Genomic DNA, 18745 nt, shown 5'->3' on the forward strand with positions numbered 1-18745 from the left:
TTACCCTCCATAACACTGCCACCTATATTTATTATAACTAACAAACTCCTACAGCTACAAACCTCACTCCTCCTATTTTATCTCCTCCCACTTCGGTGGATTCACCTGCATCAAATGACGGACAAAGAAATCATACCGCTTGTGTTCGCCAAAATCTTCTCCCATGGTATGATGTGCTCCGGGAATCACGACCAATTCAAAATCTTTATTCGCCTTTATCAATGCATTGATCACCTGCATGGTAGAGGCAGGATCTACATTATCATCCAACTCACCTACCACCAACATCAAAGGACGGCTCAACAGATGGGCATTTTCCACATTCGATCCTTCTTTATATTGATCTCCTACCGGATAGCCCAACCAAAGTTCATTCCACCAAATCTTATCCATACGGTTATCATGACAACCACAAGCCGAATAAGCCGCTTTATAGAAATCAGGATAAAGCAAAACAGCATTCGTAGATTCCTGACCACCGGCAGAACAACCGTAAATACCTACCCTGTCCACATCCATATAAGGATACTTTTGCGCAGCTGCCTTAATCCAGGCAATATGGTCCGGCAAACCGGCATCTTTCAAATTCTTATAACATACATTCTCAAAAGCACGCGAACGGAAAGAAGTGCCCATTCCATCGACCATCACGACGATAAAACCCAATTCGGCCAAGGAAGTCATATTCCAGTCGTATGGACGGAAAGTCTTCGGGACATACTGGTCTCCGGGACCTTGATAAATGTATTCGATAATCGGATATTTCTTGTTCGGGTCAAAGTTGGTGGGACGGGCAATCAGTCCCCACATATCCGTCTTGCCGTCCCGCCCTTTGGCAACAAACACCTCCGGAGCTTTCCAGCCTTCGGCCTCCAGACGGGTAATGTCGGCTGTTTCCAACGGCATCACCACTTTGCCATCCCTGGCACTACGTAACACAGCTACAGGAGCCTTGTCCACCATAGAATAAACATCTACCAAATACTTCATATCTTCCGAAAACCAAGCACGGTGCATCCCTTCTTCGGGAGTAAGACAGGTAAGCCCTTTGCCATCAAAACCGATGCGATAATAACGAATGAGATAAGGGTCCTCACCGGCTTCCATACCATTTGCCGAGAAATAAATCTGACGGTTGTCCTCATCTACCCGAAGCACTTCGCGTACATACCATTCTCCTTTAGTAATCTGATAATCGGGCTGTGCGGTAGTACGGTTGTACATATAGAGATGATTCCAATTGTCACGCTCACTCATCCATATCATCTGCTTGCCGTCTTTTAAGTCATGACGGAAATGACGGGTATAATTCACATATTTATCGCTGGTTTCTTCTACCAACGGGCGCACTTTTCCCGTTTCGGCAGAAAGCTCAAGCACTCTGTACACCTGATGTCCGCGCTGGTTATATTCAAAAGTCACGGCACGGCTGTCGGGGTTCCATTCGGGTCCATATACTTCATATTGCCGGTCGAACAATTCGGTAGAAGGAATAATGCTTCGTCCGCTCTCCACTTCATAGATGCAGGGCACTTTAAAAGGAAGTTCGTCTCCCGGCTTCGCATACTCCTGTTTGTGAAGCTTGGGCTGAAGCTGATCGGCCGGAGAAGATTCCACATAATAAACATAACGCTTTTCCACCGGACGGATCTTGCAGGAAGCCACCTTCTTACTGTCCGGTGACCAGCGGATGTAGGCTGAATAATAATTACCCAGTGTCCCGTCCAAGCTCAGTTGCTTTTCTTTTCCGGTAGCCACCTCCTTTACATAGATGTTCTGATTTTTAATAAATGCTATCCATTTACCATCAGGAGACGGAACCGGCGATGCAGTCTTCTCATCATCCACCTCCATCCAATGCTTTTGCTTGGGAGGGAGAGGAAGCGCCCCTTCATTGACCAGCTGATTTTTCCGGGACGCATACATCCAACGTTGATTATTAAACACAAAGCGCAGCGTATCCAATCCCTTACTGACCGACAGACGCCCCAAAGAAAGTGCTTCCGGCTTGACCTCCTTTCCGGATGCAGCACCCAACGCCTTTGCCAGACGATGAGAATCAAACAATTCTTTTCTAGCTTTCTTATCCGCATCCACAGATACATACAGGCGGCCGTCCGGCGTATTCCGCACATACCAGAATTGATGCGTACCCTCTATCCATTGCGGATTGACATTGGAATAGAAAACTTTGTCCGCACTGAATTTCTCTTTCAATGCATAAGCACGCCGATAATCATCAGCCGTACCTTGAGCGACAGCCATGCCCCCACTAAGGAGCATGGCTGCCAACCAACCTAACTTACCAATTTTCATTTTAAATAATGTGCTAATAATTTGCCCAATTACTATTTTACTTCCCATTCAAACAAACCCGATGAATGATCAGCCGGCTGAACAACCTCCAGTTTCACCGCTTTTGTCTTTACCGGGTCAAAATTGACGGTATTCCCCGTACCTTTTTCCACTCCATACTTATCCGCTCCACTCACCGGCTGCCATTGGCCTTGTGCATCTTTATAGTACACCTTCCAGCTCTGCGGTACGCGACATCCTCCCCAAGGAGCATCATCATACCAATATACGGTAGCACTGGAAACAGTCGATTCGGACGGGAACTCGTAGGATATCCATTCGGTAGTTCCCTGTTTGGGCCACCAATGATAATAGGGTACGGAACGGTCATTCTCATCTTTCGGCACCAGACGGTCATTAATGGCGGAGATGGATTTCACCTTATGCGAAGCATCCACTTTGCTTTCCGATGCCAGCGTAGCAGGCATAGTCGGACGGGAAGCACTTAATTCCTGAGGCAGCCACACTGCCATAGCACCTGCACCGCGGTGTGCCCAAGCATAGTAAGGGATCAACGTCAGCTTTACATCAGTAGCCGTCAGACGACCTCTGTCGTCATAGCCCAGAATCTGCGCATCCGTCTTCAACTGGTTAATGCCATAGAGTAAATCCGGTTTTTCAACTACCTCGAATTGAGGAGTGCGGTTCATAAACACGCTCAGCACATCAAAATCATTATCCGGCCATTCCGCACAATAGACTATCGGTCCACGTTCTACAGCTATACGGCCACGATCTGCCTCCACCTTATTATTGGCTTTCACCGTACGAGGTTCCATATCGAAATGGACAGCTACTTTATCCCCTTTCTTCCAACGGCGGTCTATGCAGAAATAACCGTCCTTCAGTTCACTCTGTACCGGTTCCCCATTTACTTTCACTGTATAGCTCAAACGCTTTCCATCCGAATAAGTGTACAGGTCACTGGGAACTACCTGATTACGCACCCATCCCGGAATACGGATTTTCATTGTAAACTGTCCGGCATTGTTCTTGTTGACGCCGATAGTGACATCGCCGTTCCAAGGATAATGAGTGGTCTGCTCCAAAGAAACAGCCTTACCCTCTACTTTCAAGTTCGAAGTATTGGACATGAACAGATTGACATACACGTCCTTATCTTTCACCGCATACACATATCCCGGCAAAGAAGGGATGAAACGACAGATATTGGACGGACAACAGGCACAGCCAAACCAAGGCTGACGCTGGTGCTGCCCGATGCTTTCCAACGGATTAGGATAGAAGAACCCGCCACCATCCAGAGACACGCCCGAAATAAGGCCATTATATAAGGTACGTTCCAGCACATCATAATATTTTGCCTCACCATGAAGCAGGAACAAACGGTAGTTGACATACACATTACCGATAGCCGCACAAGTCTCACAATAAGCGGACATATTGGGCAATTCATAGTTCTTGCCAAAAGCCTCCCCATTGCTGGTGGCGCCGATACCGCCGGTAATATAATATTTCTTGCCCACAATATTGTCCCAGATACGGTCGATGGCATGGATATAAGCCGTATCCCCTGTCAGTGCGGCCACATCTGCCATACCTGCATACATATAGGCGGCACGGACAGCATGTCCCACGGCCTCATCCTGCTCCACTACCGGCTTGTGTGCCTGACTGTATGCATCTGTGCGGGTGGTATGTCCACGCTGGTCCAGAAAGAATTTTGCTTGATCCAGGTATTTCTGTTGCCCCGTTACCAAATATAGTTTAGCAAGAGCCATTTCGGCAATCTGATGTCCCGGCACACGGATTTGTTGCCCTTCGCCCGTACCTATCTCCCGGCAGACACAGTCAGCATAACGGATGGCGATATCAAGGAAGTTACGTTTTCCGGTGGCCTGATAGTGCGCAATAGCACCTTCTACCATGTGTCCCAAGTTATAGAATTCATGGCTCAGTTCCTCCACCTTCTCCCACCGTTTGCTTCCTGCCCACTCATGCGGATGTTTGGGATTCATGGTACGCGAAGTATAAAGATAACCATCCGGTTCCTGTGCCGCAGCGACAATAACCAGCACACTATCAATATACTTAGCCAGTTTTTTGTCCGGATAGGTCTGTAACAGATAACTGGCACCTTCTATCGTTTTGTACACATCGGTATCGTCAAAAGCCAGTCCGCCTACTTTAATGGTATCACTGGGATGGGCGGCATTGACAAAGTTAGTATAACGTCCTGTTTCCTCGCATTTGCTGAACGCCAGGGGAATCGTTACTTCACGACTGGCATTCAGTCGCTGTCCCCAAAATGAATCGGTTACTTTCACCGAAGTGAAAGGTACGGGGTCGATAGGATAGCCGTGCGACTGATTTTTTACTTGCGCTGTTCCACTTGCTACGGTAGCAGTCAACAGAGCAGTGACTAAAAATTTTTTCATGGTTCTATCATTTAATTGTTTATCATAGTTTTTGCAAAAATACATATTCCGGTCATAGGAAAAGGATGAATCACTCTTTCAACGGCAAATATTCATCCCATAACTTCAATGAGTGCAGATAACCGGTAAAGGGCCAGTCTCCTTCGGCATTACGTCCCAATGTGACAAATTGTGACGGTTTCACCAGCAACTGGATATCTTTCTCACTGATTAATTGACCATTGATATAAACCTGTTCCATCCGCCCATCAAAGCAGATATAGATGTGCTGCCACTTTCCTGCCAATTCCTTCATGTCCTTATATCCTGCATCTTCATACCAGCCATAGTGATTGATTACTCCACAACGAGGCTCCGTGCCGTTGACCAACATGATTTTCTCCAATTCATCATGCGAGGTAGTAAAATCGGCCACACATTCATTTTCACTAATGGAATTATTCAGTACCCATGCCTCCAAGGTATAAGGGGCATTATCCTGCAAAGTGGCAGGAAGCATAAAACTGGAAATATAGACCTGAGTACCCTCAAAATGAAATGCCTTTTTCCCTTTCACTTCTTTCACAACGAGAGGTAATTTCCGGGCTTCAAAATACCCTTTTACTCCTCGGTTTTCCAGATAAGGAACCGTATCGTTCACTACAAAATCATCGGCAGAAAGACTGACCACCAACCCATGCTTCTGCTGATCGGCTACAGGCAGACGCACGATATCCTTTTCCGCATCGTATGCCTTTTCCGCTGCTTCCTGTTTCCAATTATAGTAACGGAAATTGGTAATGACCAAAGGTTCGGTGGAACTATGCAGCGCAATCGCTCCTGACGAAAGGCACGACTCCGCTTCATAACTCTGCCATTTACCTGACCTGTAAACCAACCCACTAACTGTATGCTCTTTGGACGAAGAGAGTAACGGATGACTATACTCCAATGTAGTTTCCGGTTCCAGTACCAACGCATCACGCCCACCGATGCGCTGTATGCGTGCCGAACCTTCCTTCAATGTAAAAGCCCCTCCCAGCATCCCTTCATTGTTCTGCCATTCACGACCATTCCAATCAGCTGCGGTAAATCCCAGCCATTGTTGCGGAGCCGATGCTTCCACACCCTCAAAGATTTTCAAGTTCCAGACCGCCCCGCCAAATCCGTTCTTCTGTCCTCCGGTAAAGGTAAGACGGACATAACGAGCCTTCACTTTGCCAAAATCGACCATCGGGCTGCCTGCCAGACGATTATTCCGTTTATCAGCGAAAACAGACCAATGCTTGCCGTCGGCAGAAGTTTCAATTAAATATTGATAAAATTGTGTACCATACTCAAATTGAGTCCAGATCGTTTGTATTTGCCGGGCAACACCCAAATCCACTTCTATCCACTCCTGTCCCATTCCACGAGGACGCCATAAAGTCCCGTTATTATCATCTACAGCATATTCGGGACGGAAACCGGCATCATAAAAAGAAGAAGCCCTCACCTTAGCACCCAAAACCAGATTTTTTGATTTCACTACAGAAGATGCCAATGCACCTATTCCGTCATGAGTGGGAATAAGGGGTTTAATACTTCCATCTTCGGCAAACTCCATACGGTCCACACAAAGCTGACGATGAAATCCGCGGTTGGAATGCGGATTATCATGACGGTGATAGACCATATAATATTCATTGCCTTCTTTCAAAACGCTATGATGTCCCGGCCCATGAATTGTTCCATCGGTATTAGTTTCAAGAATACATCCCCGATAGGTGTACGGCCCCATAGGCTTGTCCGAAGTGGCATACTGCACCCGGTAGGTGTGGTCGTGACAGGAACCCGAAGAATACATAAAATAATAGATACCGTTCCGTTTCATCACAAAGGGCGCTTCAAAAAAATCCGTGGCTTCCGTATTCGGAATCAGACGCGTTTCAGTAAAACTCTTCATATCGGAAGCCAATTTTCCGGCTCCGCAACCGAAACCTTTATAAATCCCCCAAGTCCCCCAATACAAATATACAGAACCATCATCATCCACAAAGGTCTGCCCGTCCAATGTAATGGCATTCGTCACAAAACGGTCGGGTACAAGAACAGCCTCACTTTCACCCAATATATTTTTCCAAGGACCGCGCGGCGTTTCACTGACCCCGCAATGAATCATACAGGGCTGACAATAAAAATAATAATAATTCCCATCCGTATGTTTCATCACATCGGGAGCCCATATCCAATGACTGTCCGGCCAGTTCATAGGCATCAGCGTCCAGTTCACAAAATCCTTGCTGGTCCACACCTGTGCAGGACCGAAACCGGCCCCACTGCCATCCGTAGTGGCATACATATAATACGTATCGCCAAACTTCTTCACCGTGGGATCGGCAAAATATCCGGGAATAATGGGATTCCCCGTACCCGAAGCATTAAAAGGCTTCTGAGCAAAGCCTGTAGCAGCTCCCAACAATAAGGAAGCAACAACCAATCGTATCTTATTCATCTCTATATAGCAAAATTCTATTTGTCCCTGCGGCGCTTATTCATGCACCACATTATGAATGGGAATTTCTATCTCATAAAAATATTCCTGCAACAACCGGTACATATCCGGATCATACGTCTTCAGTTTCGTGCGGCGGTTCACCCAGTTGTGAACTCCGTTTGCAGGTTCGGCATAGCGGTTACAGTTAAAGAAAGACTGTACGCACTCGGCAAAGTATTCCTCTTTATTGCTCACCGCATACGTCTTTTCCCACAGCCCTTTCCGGATGGCATGCTGACGAAGTGCCTCCAAACGCTCATTAAAGCCCGGCTCCACCCCCACTATACCTACCGTATGAATAAGGTGAGCGAACTCATGAATCAGGATATTCTCACCTGCATATTTATCCTGCGGCAATGCCAGCAGATTCTCTTCTCCGCAACTGGATGAAAATTCATCCTCCGGTGCTCCGCCAAAACCACGGGCACGCCAGTTCCAATATTTAATGCTGTCCTCACAATTGCAGATATGGGCAAACTCCGGCAAATCGCAAGTTTCCTCATCTTTACCGATAACCATGACGTGACAACCTTTCTTCACCATGTGCGCCTTCACATCCGGACGTTTTGCCAACATCAAACTGATGATATCACAGGCTTTCAATAAGGCCTCATCGCTCACCTTTCCGGAAGAGGTGACATACAGACCTTCTGTTTCTATGTATTTCTGATAGAAAGAAGGAATATTTTTCCCTTCAGGAATACCGGTAATCTGTCCATGAACAGGACAAAGCTCCAACTTCATGGCGAATCCGCCTCCCGATGCCAGATGCAAAGTCAACCGGCTGTCTTTATTTATGCGGATGGTTTCCTTGCGATAGTCCTCGGCCTGCTTATTGGCATTCACACCGTCTTTAAACAAAACAGCCGTATAAGACATTCCTTCGGGAAGGAAAGAGAAGTCGAGTTGCACATCACGTTCATCCCAATTGGTCATACCGCCGATATACCAGTTCACATCCTTCTTACGCACTGTTACAATATATTTTCCCAACTCGCCCGAAGCAATAAAAGTAGAATCCACCTCCACAGGCAGAGAAGCCATGAAATCCACACATTCCTGCTCATTCAGATAGTTGGTAGGCGCATCACACAACATAGTAAAAGGAGAATCGTGTACAATATAGGCAGCCAGCTGATGACACCGGGTTCCCATGCTGGCCGGCGTGTAATACATGGCGCGCCAATCCGCCTTCGTGGCATTGCGCATAGCTCCCGGCGTATAATCCACCGGTCCCGCCATCATACGGATATAGGGGAAAGTAACATCATAAAGAGGCATATTATTCTTTATATCCGTCCATTTCACCTCTTCCATGCCGAACACGCTTTCAAAATTGATAATATGGGGGTAGGTACGGTTGATACCTGTCGGTTTGTAAATGCCGTGCAGATCAAGGGTTAATTTATATCGGGCCGTCATCTCAGCGATGCGATACACCATTTCGACGGCAGTCTGATCATCACGATCCAGGAAATCCACCTTAAAACCTTTGATTCCCATATCCGCATATTTCTTACAAGCTGCTTCCAATTGGCTGTCGAGTACATTAAACACCGTCCAAAGCACTATTTCCACCCCTTTGGATTTGCCGTATGCTATCAGCTCCGGCAAATCAAGTTCGGGAATAACGGTCAGCATATCCCCACTTTTCGGGGCATACCATCCTTCATCCAACACAATAAACTCCAATCCGTTCCGGCTGGCGAAATCGATATAATATTTATACGTATCCATGTTGATGCCGGCTTTAAACGGCACTCCTTTCAGATTCCAGTCATTCCACCAGTCCCATGCCACTTTCCCTGTCTTTATCCATGAGGTATCACCGATGCGGTTGGGAGAAGCCAGGGCATAGACCAGGTTGTTGACCGGCATATCCGTATCCTTCTCCGTAATGGCCAACACACGCCACGGATAGGAACGGGAGCCACAACTACGGGATATAAAATCAGTAGTTTCAGTTACATATTCCTGCTTCCGCCACGGATAAAAGTCTGTTTTAGCCGGATAAGGAGCAAACACCCCTTTCAATCCATACTTTCCCTGCTGTGACTGCACAAACATACCCGGATAAGCTTCCAAATCTGACTCCAACAGGGTCAGTTTTACGCTGCCGCAATCCACGGTAACCGGAAGAAAAGCCAGTTTAGGCTGTGCTTTTGACAGAGGAGTGATGTCATAGACATTCTGAAAGGCCATTGCCATCGGTTTTTTATCATTAGTGGTATAAGGAAGATAAGCCATATAATCTTTATTAAAATTGAATTCGGCCTGTTCATCCTTTATTATGATATCCGAAGATTGTGTGGTATAGAATCGATAGGCGACTCCCTCATTGTATGCACGGAAGATGATTCCGAACCCGCCTTTCAGCTTCAAGTCGAGTTCGTTGCCGGTTGCAACGAACTCCTTGAAACGGTAAAAGGGTGATTCTATGTTATCCTTTATCTTTTTCCTTCTTTCCCCTGTGATACGGGGAGTTTTACCTACTATAGTTCCGTCTTCCAGAACCAAAGCTATATTAGAGTGTGAGAGAATTGTGTCATTGCCATGCATCACTTGGTAGGCCAGTTCGTTTCCGGTGCTGATTTCCACTTTCAATGTACCATCGGGTGAAGAGAGTACATATTTCTTTTCCTTGGCTGCAAGTGAAACATTTCCAATCAATAAAAGCAAAGATAAAATTGCAAAACAGAGTTTCTTGTTGTTTTTCATAATCTATCGGTTGTATACGTTGTTCACTTGCAAAGTAAAATAAAAAAATTACAAGAAAGGGAAGATATAATATAATGTAATGGCAGAATCGTCCAATAAATCTCATTTTATGGATTTGACAGTTAGGCGGTTGTACTATTCTTCCATTGGTTTAGACTATTTTTTTATTGGGTGGAAGAGCGAATAGGAATACCTATTTTCAGTGTTTACCCTAAATATCCGGTACCATATTATCCAAAGTCCTCCTGACTTAATACTATTAATGGAACCTGTTCCAATAAAGAACAGATTCCATTGTTTACCAAGTATATTATTCCATTGTTCCCGAAACAATAAATTCAACATATCGGCTGTGATCCTCTATCATCGCATATACAAAATGCGCCTTTATAATTGTTCCTGAGGCAATATTAACATAACGTCCCACAAAAACACTTCCTTCACCAGATTCAATAAAGTAGACACAATTATCTCCATACGATGAAACATTCGATTTTCCGTCAAACCAATAACCAAGACCATTGGCTGTATACTCGCTAGTTTCATCCCAAGTCCCGTCTTCCTTAACGGGGTACATAGCAATTGTAGGAGTTATGGAAGAGTCACCTCTAGCATCTCCGCTGCTCTTTACTTGTTTTGAAAATTCGTCTACGGATAATCCGATACATGGTTCTATAGCATCGGCATAATCTGCAAAGTTGATTGAAAATCCCGCATAATCTCCTGCTGCCAATGTACCACTTATTACAATTTTAGAGGGGTCAGTAACAGTTACATCAAAAGAAAAACGAATATAATCATCAAAGTCGGCACCATTGTTTATAGCAAATCCGACATTAATCGACATAATTGTACCTACAGAAGCGGTTTCGAGCACATTAAGAACCAGCTCCTTCTTTGTTGCATCCAACTCAATACTAGCTATACCAGAAGCTGCATCACAAACACCGCCTGCCGTATTATAGTACCAACCGTTGGTACCCTTGGTAGGAACTGTTCTATTCCAACAGTTTTTCGATATATTGATAGGATAAAACACCACACTCCCATTAGACAATGCAGCCAACGTCTCATCTACCGTCATTCCCAAATACGTATGAAACTTTTCTGCATAATCAGTCAGTTTAACCGTCTTCGCTTCCAAACGGCTGATGGGAAACTCTGCTTTGGTAGAAACCACAGCATCCGCATTCGTCTTCAGATAGGGATTTTCATTCTCCCCGTACACATGCTTGCTGGTAGCATCCTCCGGATCCGTACTGCATGCAGCCAGTGACAGAGTGAAACAAGCAATTAAAGCATATATAAAATTCTTTTTCATCGTACTATTCTTTTTAAATTAATGAATTTCCTTATTCGGCACTGCCATATCCCGGATTCTGTTTCAACTTAATGTTGCCATCCAAGGCAGACTTAGGTAACGGAAAAATATCACAATGCCTGTCTGTCTGATCCGTCTTTGCATCTTTGCAAAACCATGACTTGCCATTATATACATTCTGATTGGTTCCGTTTATACGGAAACGGATCAAGTCCTGACGACGGTGATGCTCTGCCACAAACTCCCAGGCCAGTTCGTCCAACAAACCACCCAGTTCAATATCATCGCCCCCTTCTTCCGTGATAATCCAGTTATCGGCTTCTCCCATGATTCCCTGATTCTCCCGATGTCCGTAGTTATAACGGCTACCACCCTTCAATTGAGCTACAGTAACCGTTGCTTTACCGGGATCGGACTTGAAGGCACGTTGGCGTACAGCTGTTACCAAATCGGCCGCCACTTGCTCGCTTTCTCCCTTATAACCACCCAAACGAAGCAAGCACTCCGCTTTAATAAAATAAGCATCAGCCAAACGGAAGAAAGGCACATCATCATAAGAAGTTCCATAGTCGCCTGAAAGTATTTCATATTTCACCAAGCGTTCACTTTCAAAGGGATAGCAACCGGGGTTGTCTATACTGTGTAATTCCCGAGTATATACCAACGGTTCACTGTCCACATAAATGGGAGCACCGGCATAGTCATATTGCTGTCCTGATATCCAACAGTCTTTATAGCGACTGTCTTTTTCATCGTATGTTTCCAGAAATTGAGGAAGAACAGCCGCTCCACCGGTAGCCCATCCGTTAAACTGCCACGTTGCACGTCCGGCTACATGCATCCACATATTTGCCATATAGTTACCTCCGGCGTATTTAAACTCAAACGGAATACCAAAGATAATTTCAGGCGAACCGGAAATATCTTCTCTAAAATTATCCGAATAATTCGGAGCCAAAGAGAACTTGCCACTGTTAATCACTTCATTTACCTCATCAATAGCCTTTCCGTAATAAGAATTATCAGAGTAATCATTGAACCATGCATTGTGGTTCAAATACATCTTTGCCAGAAGCATATTGATGGCATAGTCGTTCAGCTTACCCATTTCTACTTTTGTTCCACATTTCCCCTTTACATCCGTCAACTCACTGATCAGGAAATCCCACATCTGTTGGGGAGTTGCCTGTTCGGGCAACCATCCGTCTTCATGGTCATATTGCGTATCCAATGGGATGTTGCGGAACAAATCGAATAAAATATAATAATAAAGAGCGCGATAAGCCCTTAATTGCGAAGAAGTGGTTATATCAGCAGCAATGACTTCATCTGCCAACAGTTTGTTACAGGCATTGATACCGGCATAGTTACGGTTCCATGTATCATTGAAATGGGCTATCTGTGAATGGAACTGATGTTTGTGCATAGACACGTACAAATCCCCCCAGCCGATACTGATCCGATAAGGAATACACCATGAATCGGACGACTGGTCCATCATATCGGCATAACTATACCATCCCCAATACACATCACGAAGACTGCTGTATACCGGAGCAAACATGGCCGCCCGGTCTTTTTCTGTAAACTCATACTTCTCGGAAGCAATCGTATCATAAATCGTTTCGCTCAAATCTGTACAACTGCCCAAAGACAAGGTACAAGCTCCTATCGCTGAAGCCCAAAGTGCTTTATTGAATATTGTTTTCATGTTAGTTCTTCATTTAAAAGTTAGAAAGATACATTCAGACCGAAAGTGAATGAACGGGTAGAAGGATATTTATCGCGCCAGTCAATACCCAAAGACCAAATATCACCATTTGACATTTCAGGATCCAATCCATCATATCCGGTAATGCAGAATAAATTATCGGCAGAAACATAAGCCCGGATATTTTTCACAAACTTACTGCTTCTCAATGGAATGTTATAGCCCAACGTAATGTTAGTCATTTTCAAAAAATCACCATCCTCCAAATAATAGCTTACAAAAGTCTGTTTTTGGGCTGTTGATAAGGTATATTGTCCACCATAAGGAGCCTTTTGCACAGATTTCAAGCGATTATAAGCGATCGAGTTGTTCTCATAATAAGCACGAGGCTCGTTCAGAATCTTAAAACCAAACTGGCCTGTCATCTGGAAAGATAAATCAAAATTTTTATATCTGAACGAGTTGTTCCATCCCAAATACAATTTAGGAAGAGCATTCCCTAAATATTGACGGTAGTCATCATTAGACAGCATATTGTCTGTAAACTCTTCAATCTCACCAGTCTTCGTATTCTCAACCATCCAAAGTCCGTTTTCTGAAACACCAACGGATTTCATACCATAAAATTGTCCCATAGATCTTCCCACTTCCATCCGCTGGGTAGAAAGACTGATAGGTTCACCCAAATAAGCATGATCTATCTGATTTGAAGTCTCATACAAGTCATTTGAAAGACTCAATAATTTGTTCGCATTATGAGAGGCGGTAACTGTGGTTTTCCATTCAAAATCCTTTGTCCGTACAGGAATGGCATTGACAGCAATTTCAATACCTTGGTTACGCATCTTGCCGGCATTAGCCAAAGTCTTGTTATACAAATTGGGAGGAGTCGGTACCGTAAAATCATACAGCATATCCGAAGTCTTCTTCTGATATACATCAATAGAACCACTCAGGCGTTCATCCAATACAGCCCAGTCCAGACCAATATTAAATTCCTTGGAGGTTTCCCATTTCAAATCAGGATTAGGATTGGATTTTACGCTTAACCCCTGATGCCAGACGCCATTATCATAGAAATAAGGAGAACCATACTCATACCGGGTTAATGAATTATAAGAGTTACCTACAATGACACCTGTCACACCATAACCGGCACGCAACTTTAAGTTATTCAGCCAAGTAAGGCCTTCCATAAATTTTTCGTTACTGATAGTCCATCCCAAAGAAACAGAAGGGAAAGTAGCCCATTTATTGTTCTCACCAAATTTGGAAGAACCTTCACGGCGTACACTTATCAGAACATTATATTTATTATCGTAACCATAGCTCACACGTCCGAAGAAACCAATCAAGGTATTGTCATTCTTGTAACTGCTCATGCCGGCTTTTCCATCTTTCAAAGCTGTACCTAATCCCAAGTTATTCCAAAGATAAAAATCTGTTGGATAATCATAGTTATTAGCTCCAAAACCTTCATTTACATTATATTGGTAATTATATCCCACCAATGCATCAAAACGATGTTTATTCCAAGTATGATTATATTTAGAAGTAACTTCCAGATTATCTGTGGTATATTCATTCTGAGAATGATAAGCATATCCTGTGTGATTCTCGCTCTTCTGTGAAAAATATTCGGAAGTATAATACCCACGATTATGATCACTAGTAACCCTACGGCTTAACATGAGGTTGGTCTGCCAGTTTTTAATCGGTTCAAAGGTGATATTCCCTGTCATCCGGGTATTCTCACTATTGTATTTACCATCCTGTTCACGGATGATACCTACCGGATTATAATAATAATTTACGGCAAAATTCTCGTAAAAAGTTCCATCCTCATTCCAGATGGGTTCAGTAGGGTTACGCATAATAGCCTGTCGGTAAATACCCAGACCTGCCGCATCAATCGGACCATTCTTATGGAATGTCTTTACCATATTGAAATTCACTTTCAACATATCATTTAACATCCAGTGAGAAACATCAAACCTCATTCTCATCTCTTCATTATAGGTCTCAAGCAACACACCTTCCTCTTTGCGATACGTAAAATCCGCAGAATAAGTGGTATTTTTTGATCCTCCGGAAATATTAAAATTATGGTTATGAGTAAATGCAGTACGGGATACCGCATCCAACCAATCCGTATCATACCCTTTATCAGCATAGTTTGTCAATCCCTGACGGATTTCCTCTGCTCCATAGAAATCAAGTGTCTTGCCAAACTTAGAAAGAGACATATACTCAGAATAATTGGCAGCCGTACGCGACTCACGCTGGCCGTTTTTTGTAGTAATCAAAATAACGCCATTAGCACCTCGTGTACCATAAATAGCTGCCGCAGAAGCATCTTTCAACACATCAATAGAAGCTATGTTTTCGGGGGAAACCGTTCCTAAACCACCTTCTATTCCGTCCACCAATACCAATGGAGTAGAGCCTCCCTGCAATGAAATCACACCACGCAAACGAATCGTAGATTCCGCATTCGGATCACCGGAACCTTTCGCAATGGTCAATCCCGCCACTTTACCTTTAATCAGTTCGGCTGCATCTCCAATCTTACCTGCCGTAAAGTCTTCTGCCTTCACAGAAGCCACCGCACTGGTTACATCTCCCTTGCGCTGCGTACCATAACCGATTACAACCACTTCATCCATCAGTTCGGAATCATCTTGCAGGGTAATATCTTTCTTACCACCATTTCCGACTGGAATTTCCTGGGTCTTATAGCCAATATAAGATATTGTCAAAACGGATTGGGCACTTTTCACCTTCAGCGTATATTTCCCGTCAAAATCGGTAATGGTACCGTTGGTCGTTCCTTTTTCCATGATATTGGCACCAATGATAGGTTCTCCTTTCCTGTCTTTCACCACACCGCTTACTGTTACAGTTTGCTGTGTAATTTCCATTTTCATAGACTCTGCTGTTCCCGGCAGTGCAAATACAGGGCTCATCCCTGCACCCGCAGTAAGGAAAAGACAGGTTGCGGCCCTCAGCAATGCTTTGCTGAACAAGGCCCGGTTGTCTCGTGTTTTCATCATACAGTTTTGTTTAAAAGGTTTATATGTTCATTCAGTTTACTTTCCATTCAATCACCCCTCCCGAAGCTCCTTTCTGCAATTGTGCTGCAATTTTAAGCCCCTTTGTTTTGACAGGTTTGAAATCCAAACTATTATAGCAATCTTTTTTTACAGTATATTCGGTCAACGCCTCTACCTCTTTCCAACTTTCGCCTTCTTTATAATATAGTTTCCAGCTTTCCGGCACACGGAAATCTCCGTCATAATGGTCAAAATCCAACCAGTACACTTGTACGTTCGATACGGTATAAGGCTGGTCGAATTCATAGGCCAGTGTTTCGACAGTACCGTTTTTCAGCCACCAATAGTGGTAAGGTTTCGAGATATCCGATGAGCGTTTGGGTTCCCATTGGTCATTTACTCCCCATGCTCCTGTTTCCACTGAAGCCGATTCGGGAGCATCTTTCTGTATAGGAGCCTGTATCATCAGAGTACGTGCCTTGCTGGCAATAGTAGCTTCCGGAGTGGGACGGGCATACTCGGCCGCTTCGGGAATCCATACGGCCATCTGGTCGGCACCGCGGTTGTTCCATGTAGAATAAGGAATTGCTTTGAAGGGAACCTCTTTCACCTTACCATTCCTGTCAATTTCTTTAGCTGTACCGCTCAGCACCATTACGCCATTCAACAAACCGGCATCGTAAGAAGCCTCCATCGGAGTACCGTCGGGGATGAATTTGTTGAATACCGTACTATCGGCCTGGTCTTTCCCCTCCAGACAGAACATGATTGGGCCCCGTTCTATAGCCAGTTTGCCACGGTCATCCTCTACCTGTTCATTTGCTTTCACACGGCGCACTTCCATGGGAAGATCAATTTCAACCACATCACCTGCTTTCCAGTTGCGTACAAGGGTGGCATAACCGTCATATTGCTTCGCATTGACTTTAGAACCGTTCACAGAAATACTGTAAGCCTGAGCTTTATTTGTAAATGAATAGAGATCTGTGGGCACGGGAGCGTCTTGCGCCCATCCGGGGATACGCACACGCAAAGCAAATTCCTGTTCTTTTTCGGGAGTGACGGCAATGCTTATCTTTCCGTCCCACGGATAGCCTGTAGTTTGTTCCATATTTATTTTATTGCTTTCCGTTTCAATATCCGCCTTGCTTTGGATATAGAGATTGACATACACATCATTGCCTTGAGTGGCGTACATATAATAAGGTACTGAAGCCATGAAACGGGTTATGTTACCCGGACAGCAGGCACATCCGAACCAGTGCTGGCGCTCATGCTGCCCCATAGACTCCAACGGGTTGTCATAGAAGAACTTGTCACCACTGAGTGATACGCCCGAAATGACCCCGTTATACAACGCACGTTCCAGCACATCTGCATATTTGGCATCTCCCGTAGCGAGAAACATACGATGATTCCAATACACGTTAGCTATAGAGGCACAGGTCTCACAATAGGCCGTGTGATTGTTCAGTTCATAGTTGGGACCGAATCCTTCACCTTGTGGGCGGGAACCGATTCCACCTGTGATAAAGAGTTTTTTGCCGGCCATATTTTCCCAAATACGGGTTAAAGCGTTGAAATAGGCGGTATCATGAGTCAAAGCGGCTACATCTGCCACTCCGGAGTAGAGGTACCCGGCACGGACGGCATGACCTACTATCTCGTCTTGTTGCAGAATGGGTTGGTGATCCTGGCTATATTCGCTCAGTTTATGTCCGTCAGAGCCTCTGCCGGTTTCCTCTACAAAATATTTGGCTGTCTGCAAGTATTTCTCATCACCTGTCACCTTATACAGTTTGACAAGAGCCATCTCGGCGATAGGATGACCGCTGGGACGATGGATCTGCCCTTCGCCGGGTCCGAAGACTTGACATACCAAATCGGCATTTTTGATCGCTACATCCAATAATGTACGCTTTCCGGTGGCGCGATAATGAGCGACGGCGGCTTCGTACAAATGACCGCTGTTATAAAGTTCGTGGCTGTTGATTTTTTCCCAACGGTGCGTGCCCCACCAACCGGATAAACGGGTACATTGATTGGTTACACAGGTAGTAAGATAACCATCCGGTTCCTGTGCGGCAGCTATGATATGGATTACGCTGTCCAGATAATGATCCAGTTTCCCGTCATATTTTACGGCCAGCGAGTAGGAAGCTCCTTCTATTATTTTATAGGGGTCGGTATCATCGAAAGAGAAATCACCGCGGTGCTCGCCTTTCATCAGTCCGCCGGCAATGGCGAAATTATCAAACCGGCCATTCTTTTCACACTCTTTGAAAGCGGACGGAATAGAAACGGTGCGGTTGGTTTCAATCCGTGGTGACCAGAAGTTGTCATCCAGATGGACTTGGGTGAAAGGGACTTCTTTGATGGGGGCGTCGGGCTGTGTATAAGGTGTGCTACATGCGCATACACTTATTATAGCAATGCTGCTCCATACTATTTGCAATTTGTTCTTCATACTATATCTGTGTTTTTTATTTCAGTATCAACTATGTCAACAGATGCAAAGTAAGTGAACAAACCATTAAATGAATGGAAAAAAAATCTATTATATTACGAAAATCGTCTCAACTATGAACAATCTGTTTTTTAATATAATGCTGTTGATTATCAAAATGTTGCATTATTGTTGTAGACGATTGTTTTATTCTATTGGACAATTGT

General features: G+C 44.5%; 8 protein-coding genes. All 8 read right to left on the bottom strand.

The genetic code is table 11. The features are described 5' to 3' along the window. Positions 1 to 72: 72 nt before the first annotated feature. The 8 genes from ACYQ0C_RS21240 to ACYQ0C_RS21275 all read right to left on the bottom strand — a co-directional run bounded on the left by ACYQ0C_RS21240 (position 73) and on the right by ACYQ0C_RS21275 (position 18539). A complete protein-coding gene (locus ACYQ0C_RS21240; protein WP_016274825.1) occupies positions 73 to 2316 on the bottom strand; it encodes a S9 family peptidase in 2244 nt (747 codons plus the stop codon). A 32-nt stretch (positions 2317 to 2348) separates the two neighbouring features. Beyond that, on the bottom strand, positions 2349 to 4754 hold the full coding sequence (locus tag ACYQ0C_RS21245) for a glycoside hydrolase family 127 protein (RefSeq protein WP_016274826.1): 2406 nt from the start codon (positions 4752 to 4754) through the stop codon (positions 2349 to 2351). A 70-nt stretch (positions 4755 to 4824) separates the two neighbouring features. Next, positions 4825 to 7227: a family 43 glycosylhydrolase gene (locus ACYQ0C_RS21250; protein WP_016274827.1), complete on the bottom strand. Its 2403-nt coding sequence runs from the start codon at positions 7225 to 7227 to the stop codon at positions 4825 to 4827. 36 nt (positions 7228 to 7263) lie between these two features. Beyond that, complete coding sequence (locus tag ACYQ0C_RS21255; RefSeq protein WP_016274828.1) at positions 7264 to 9987, bottom strand: retaining alpha-galactosidase; 2724 nt, start codon at positions 9985 to 9987, stop codon at positions 7264 to 7266. A gap of 310 nt (positions 9988 to 10297) precedes the next feature. Then, positions 10298 to 11308 (bottom strand): DUF4859 domain-containing protein, encoded by a 1011-nt coding sequence (locus tag ACYQ0C_RS21260; RefSeq protein ID WP_016274829.1) that lies wholly within the window; start codon positions 11306 to 11308, stop codon positions 10298 to 10300. A 31-nt stretch (positions 11309 to 11339) separates the two neighbouring features. Continuing rightward, positions 11340 to 13019, bottom strand: coding sequence for a RagB/SusD family nutrient uptake outer membrane protein (locus ACYQ0C_RS21265; protein WP_016274830.1), 1680 nt, complete (start codon positions 13017 to 13019; stop codon positions 11340 to 11342). Between the two features lie 20 nt (positions 13020 to 13039). After that, positions 13040 to 16069: a SusC/RagA family TonB-linked outer membrane protein gene (locus ACYQ0C_RS21270; RefSeq protein ID WP_257464401.1), complete on the bottom strand. Its 3030-nt coding sequence runs from the start codon at positions 16067 to 16069 to the stop codon at positions 13040 to 13042. 34 nt (positions 16070 to 16103) lie between these two features. Continuing rightward, positions 16104 to 18539 carry a glycoside hydrolase family 127 protein gene (locus ACYQ0C_RS21275; RefSeq protein WP_459976885.1) on the bottom strand — a complete coding sequence of 812 codons (2436 nt, stop codon included), beginning with the start codon at positions 18537 to 18539 and terminating at the stop codon, positions 16104 to 16106. Positions 18540 to 18745 lie beyond the last annotated feature (206 nt).

The organism is Phocaeicola sartorii JCM 17136 = DSM 21941 (genome assembly GCF_054653615.1).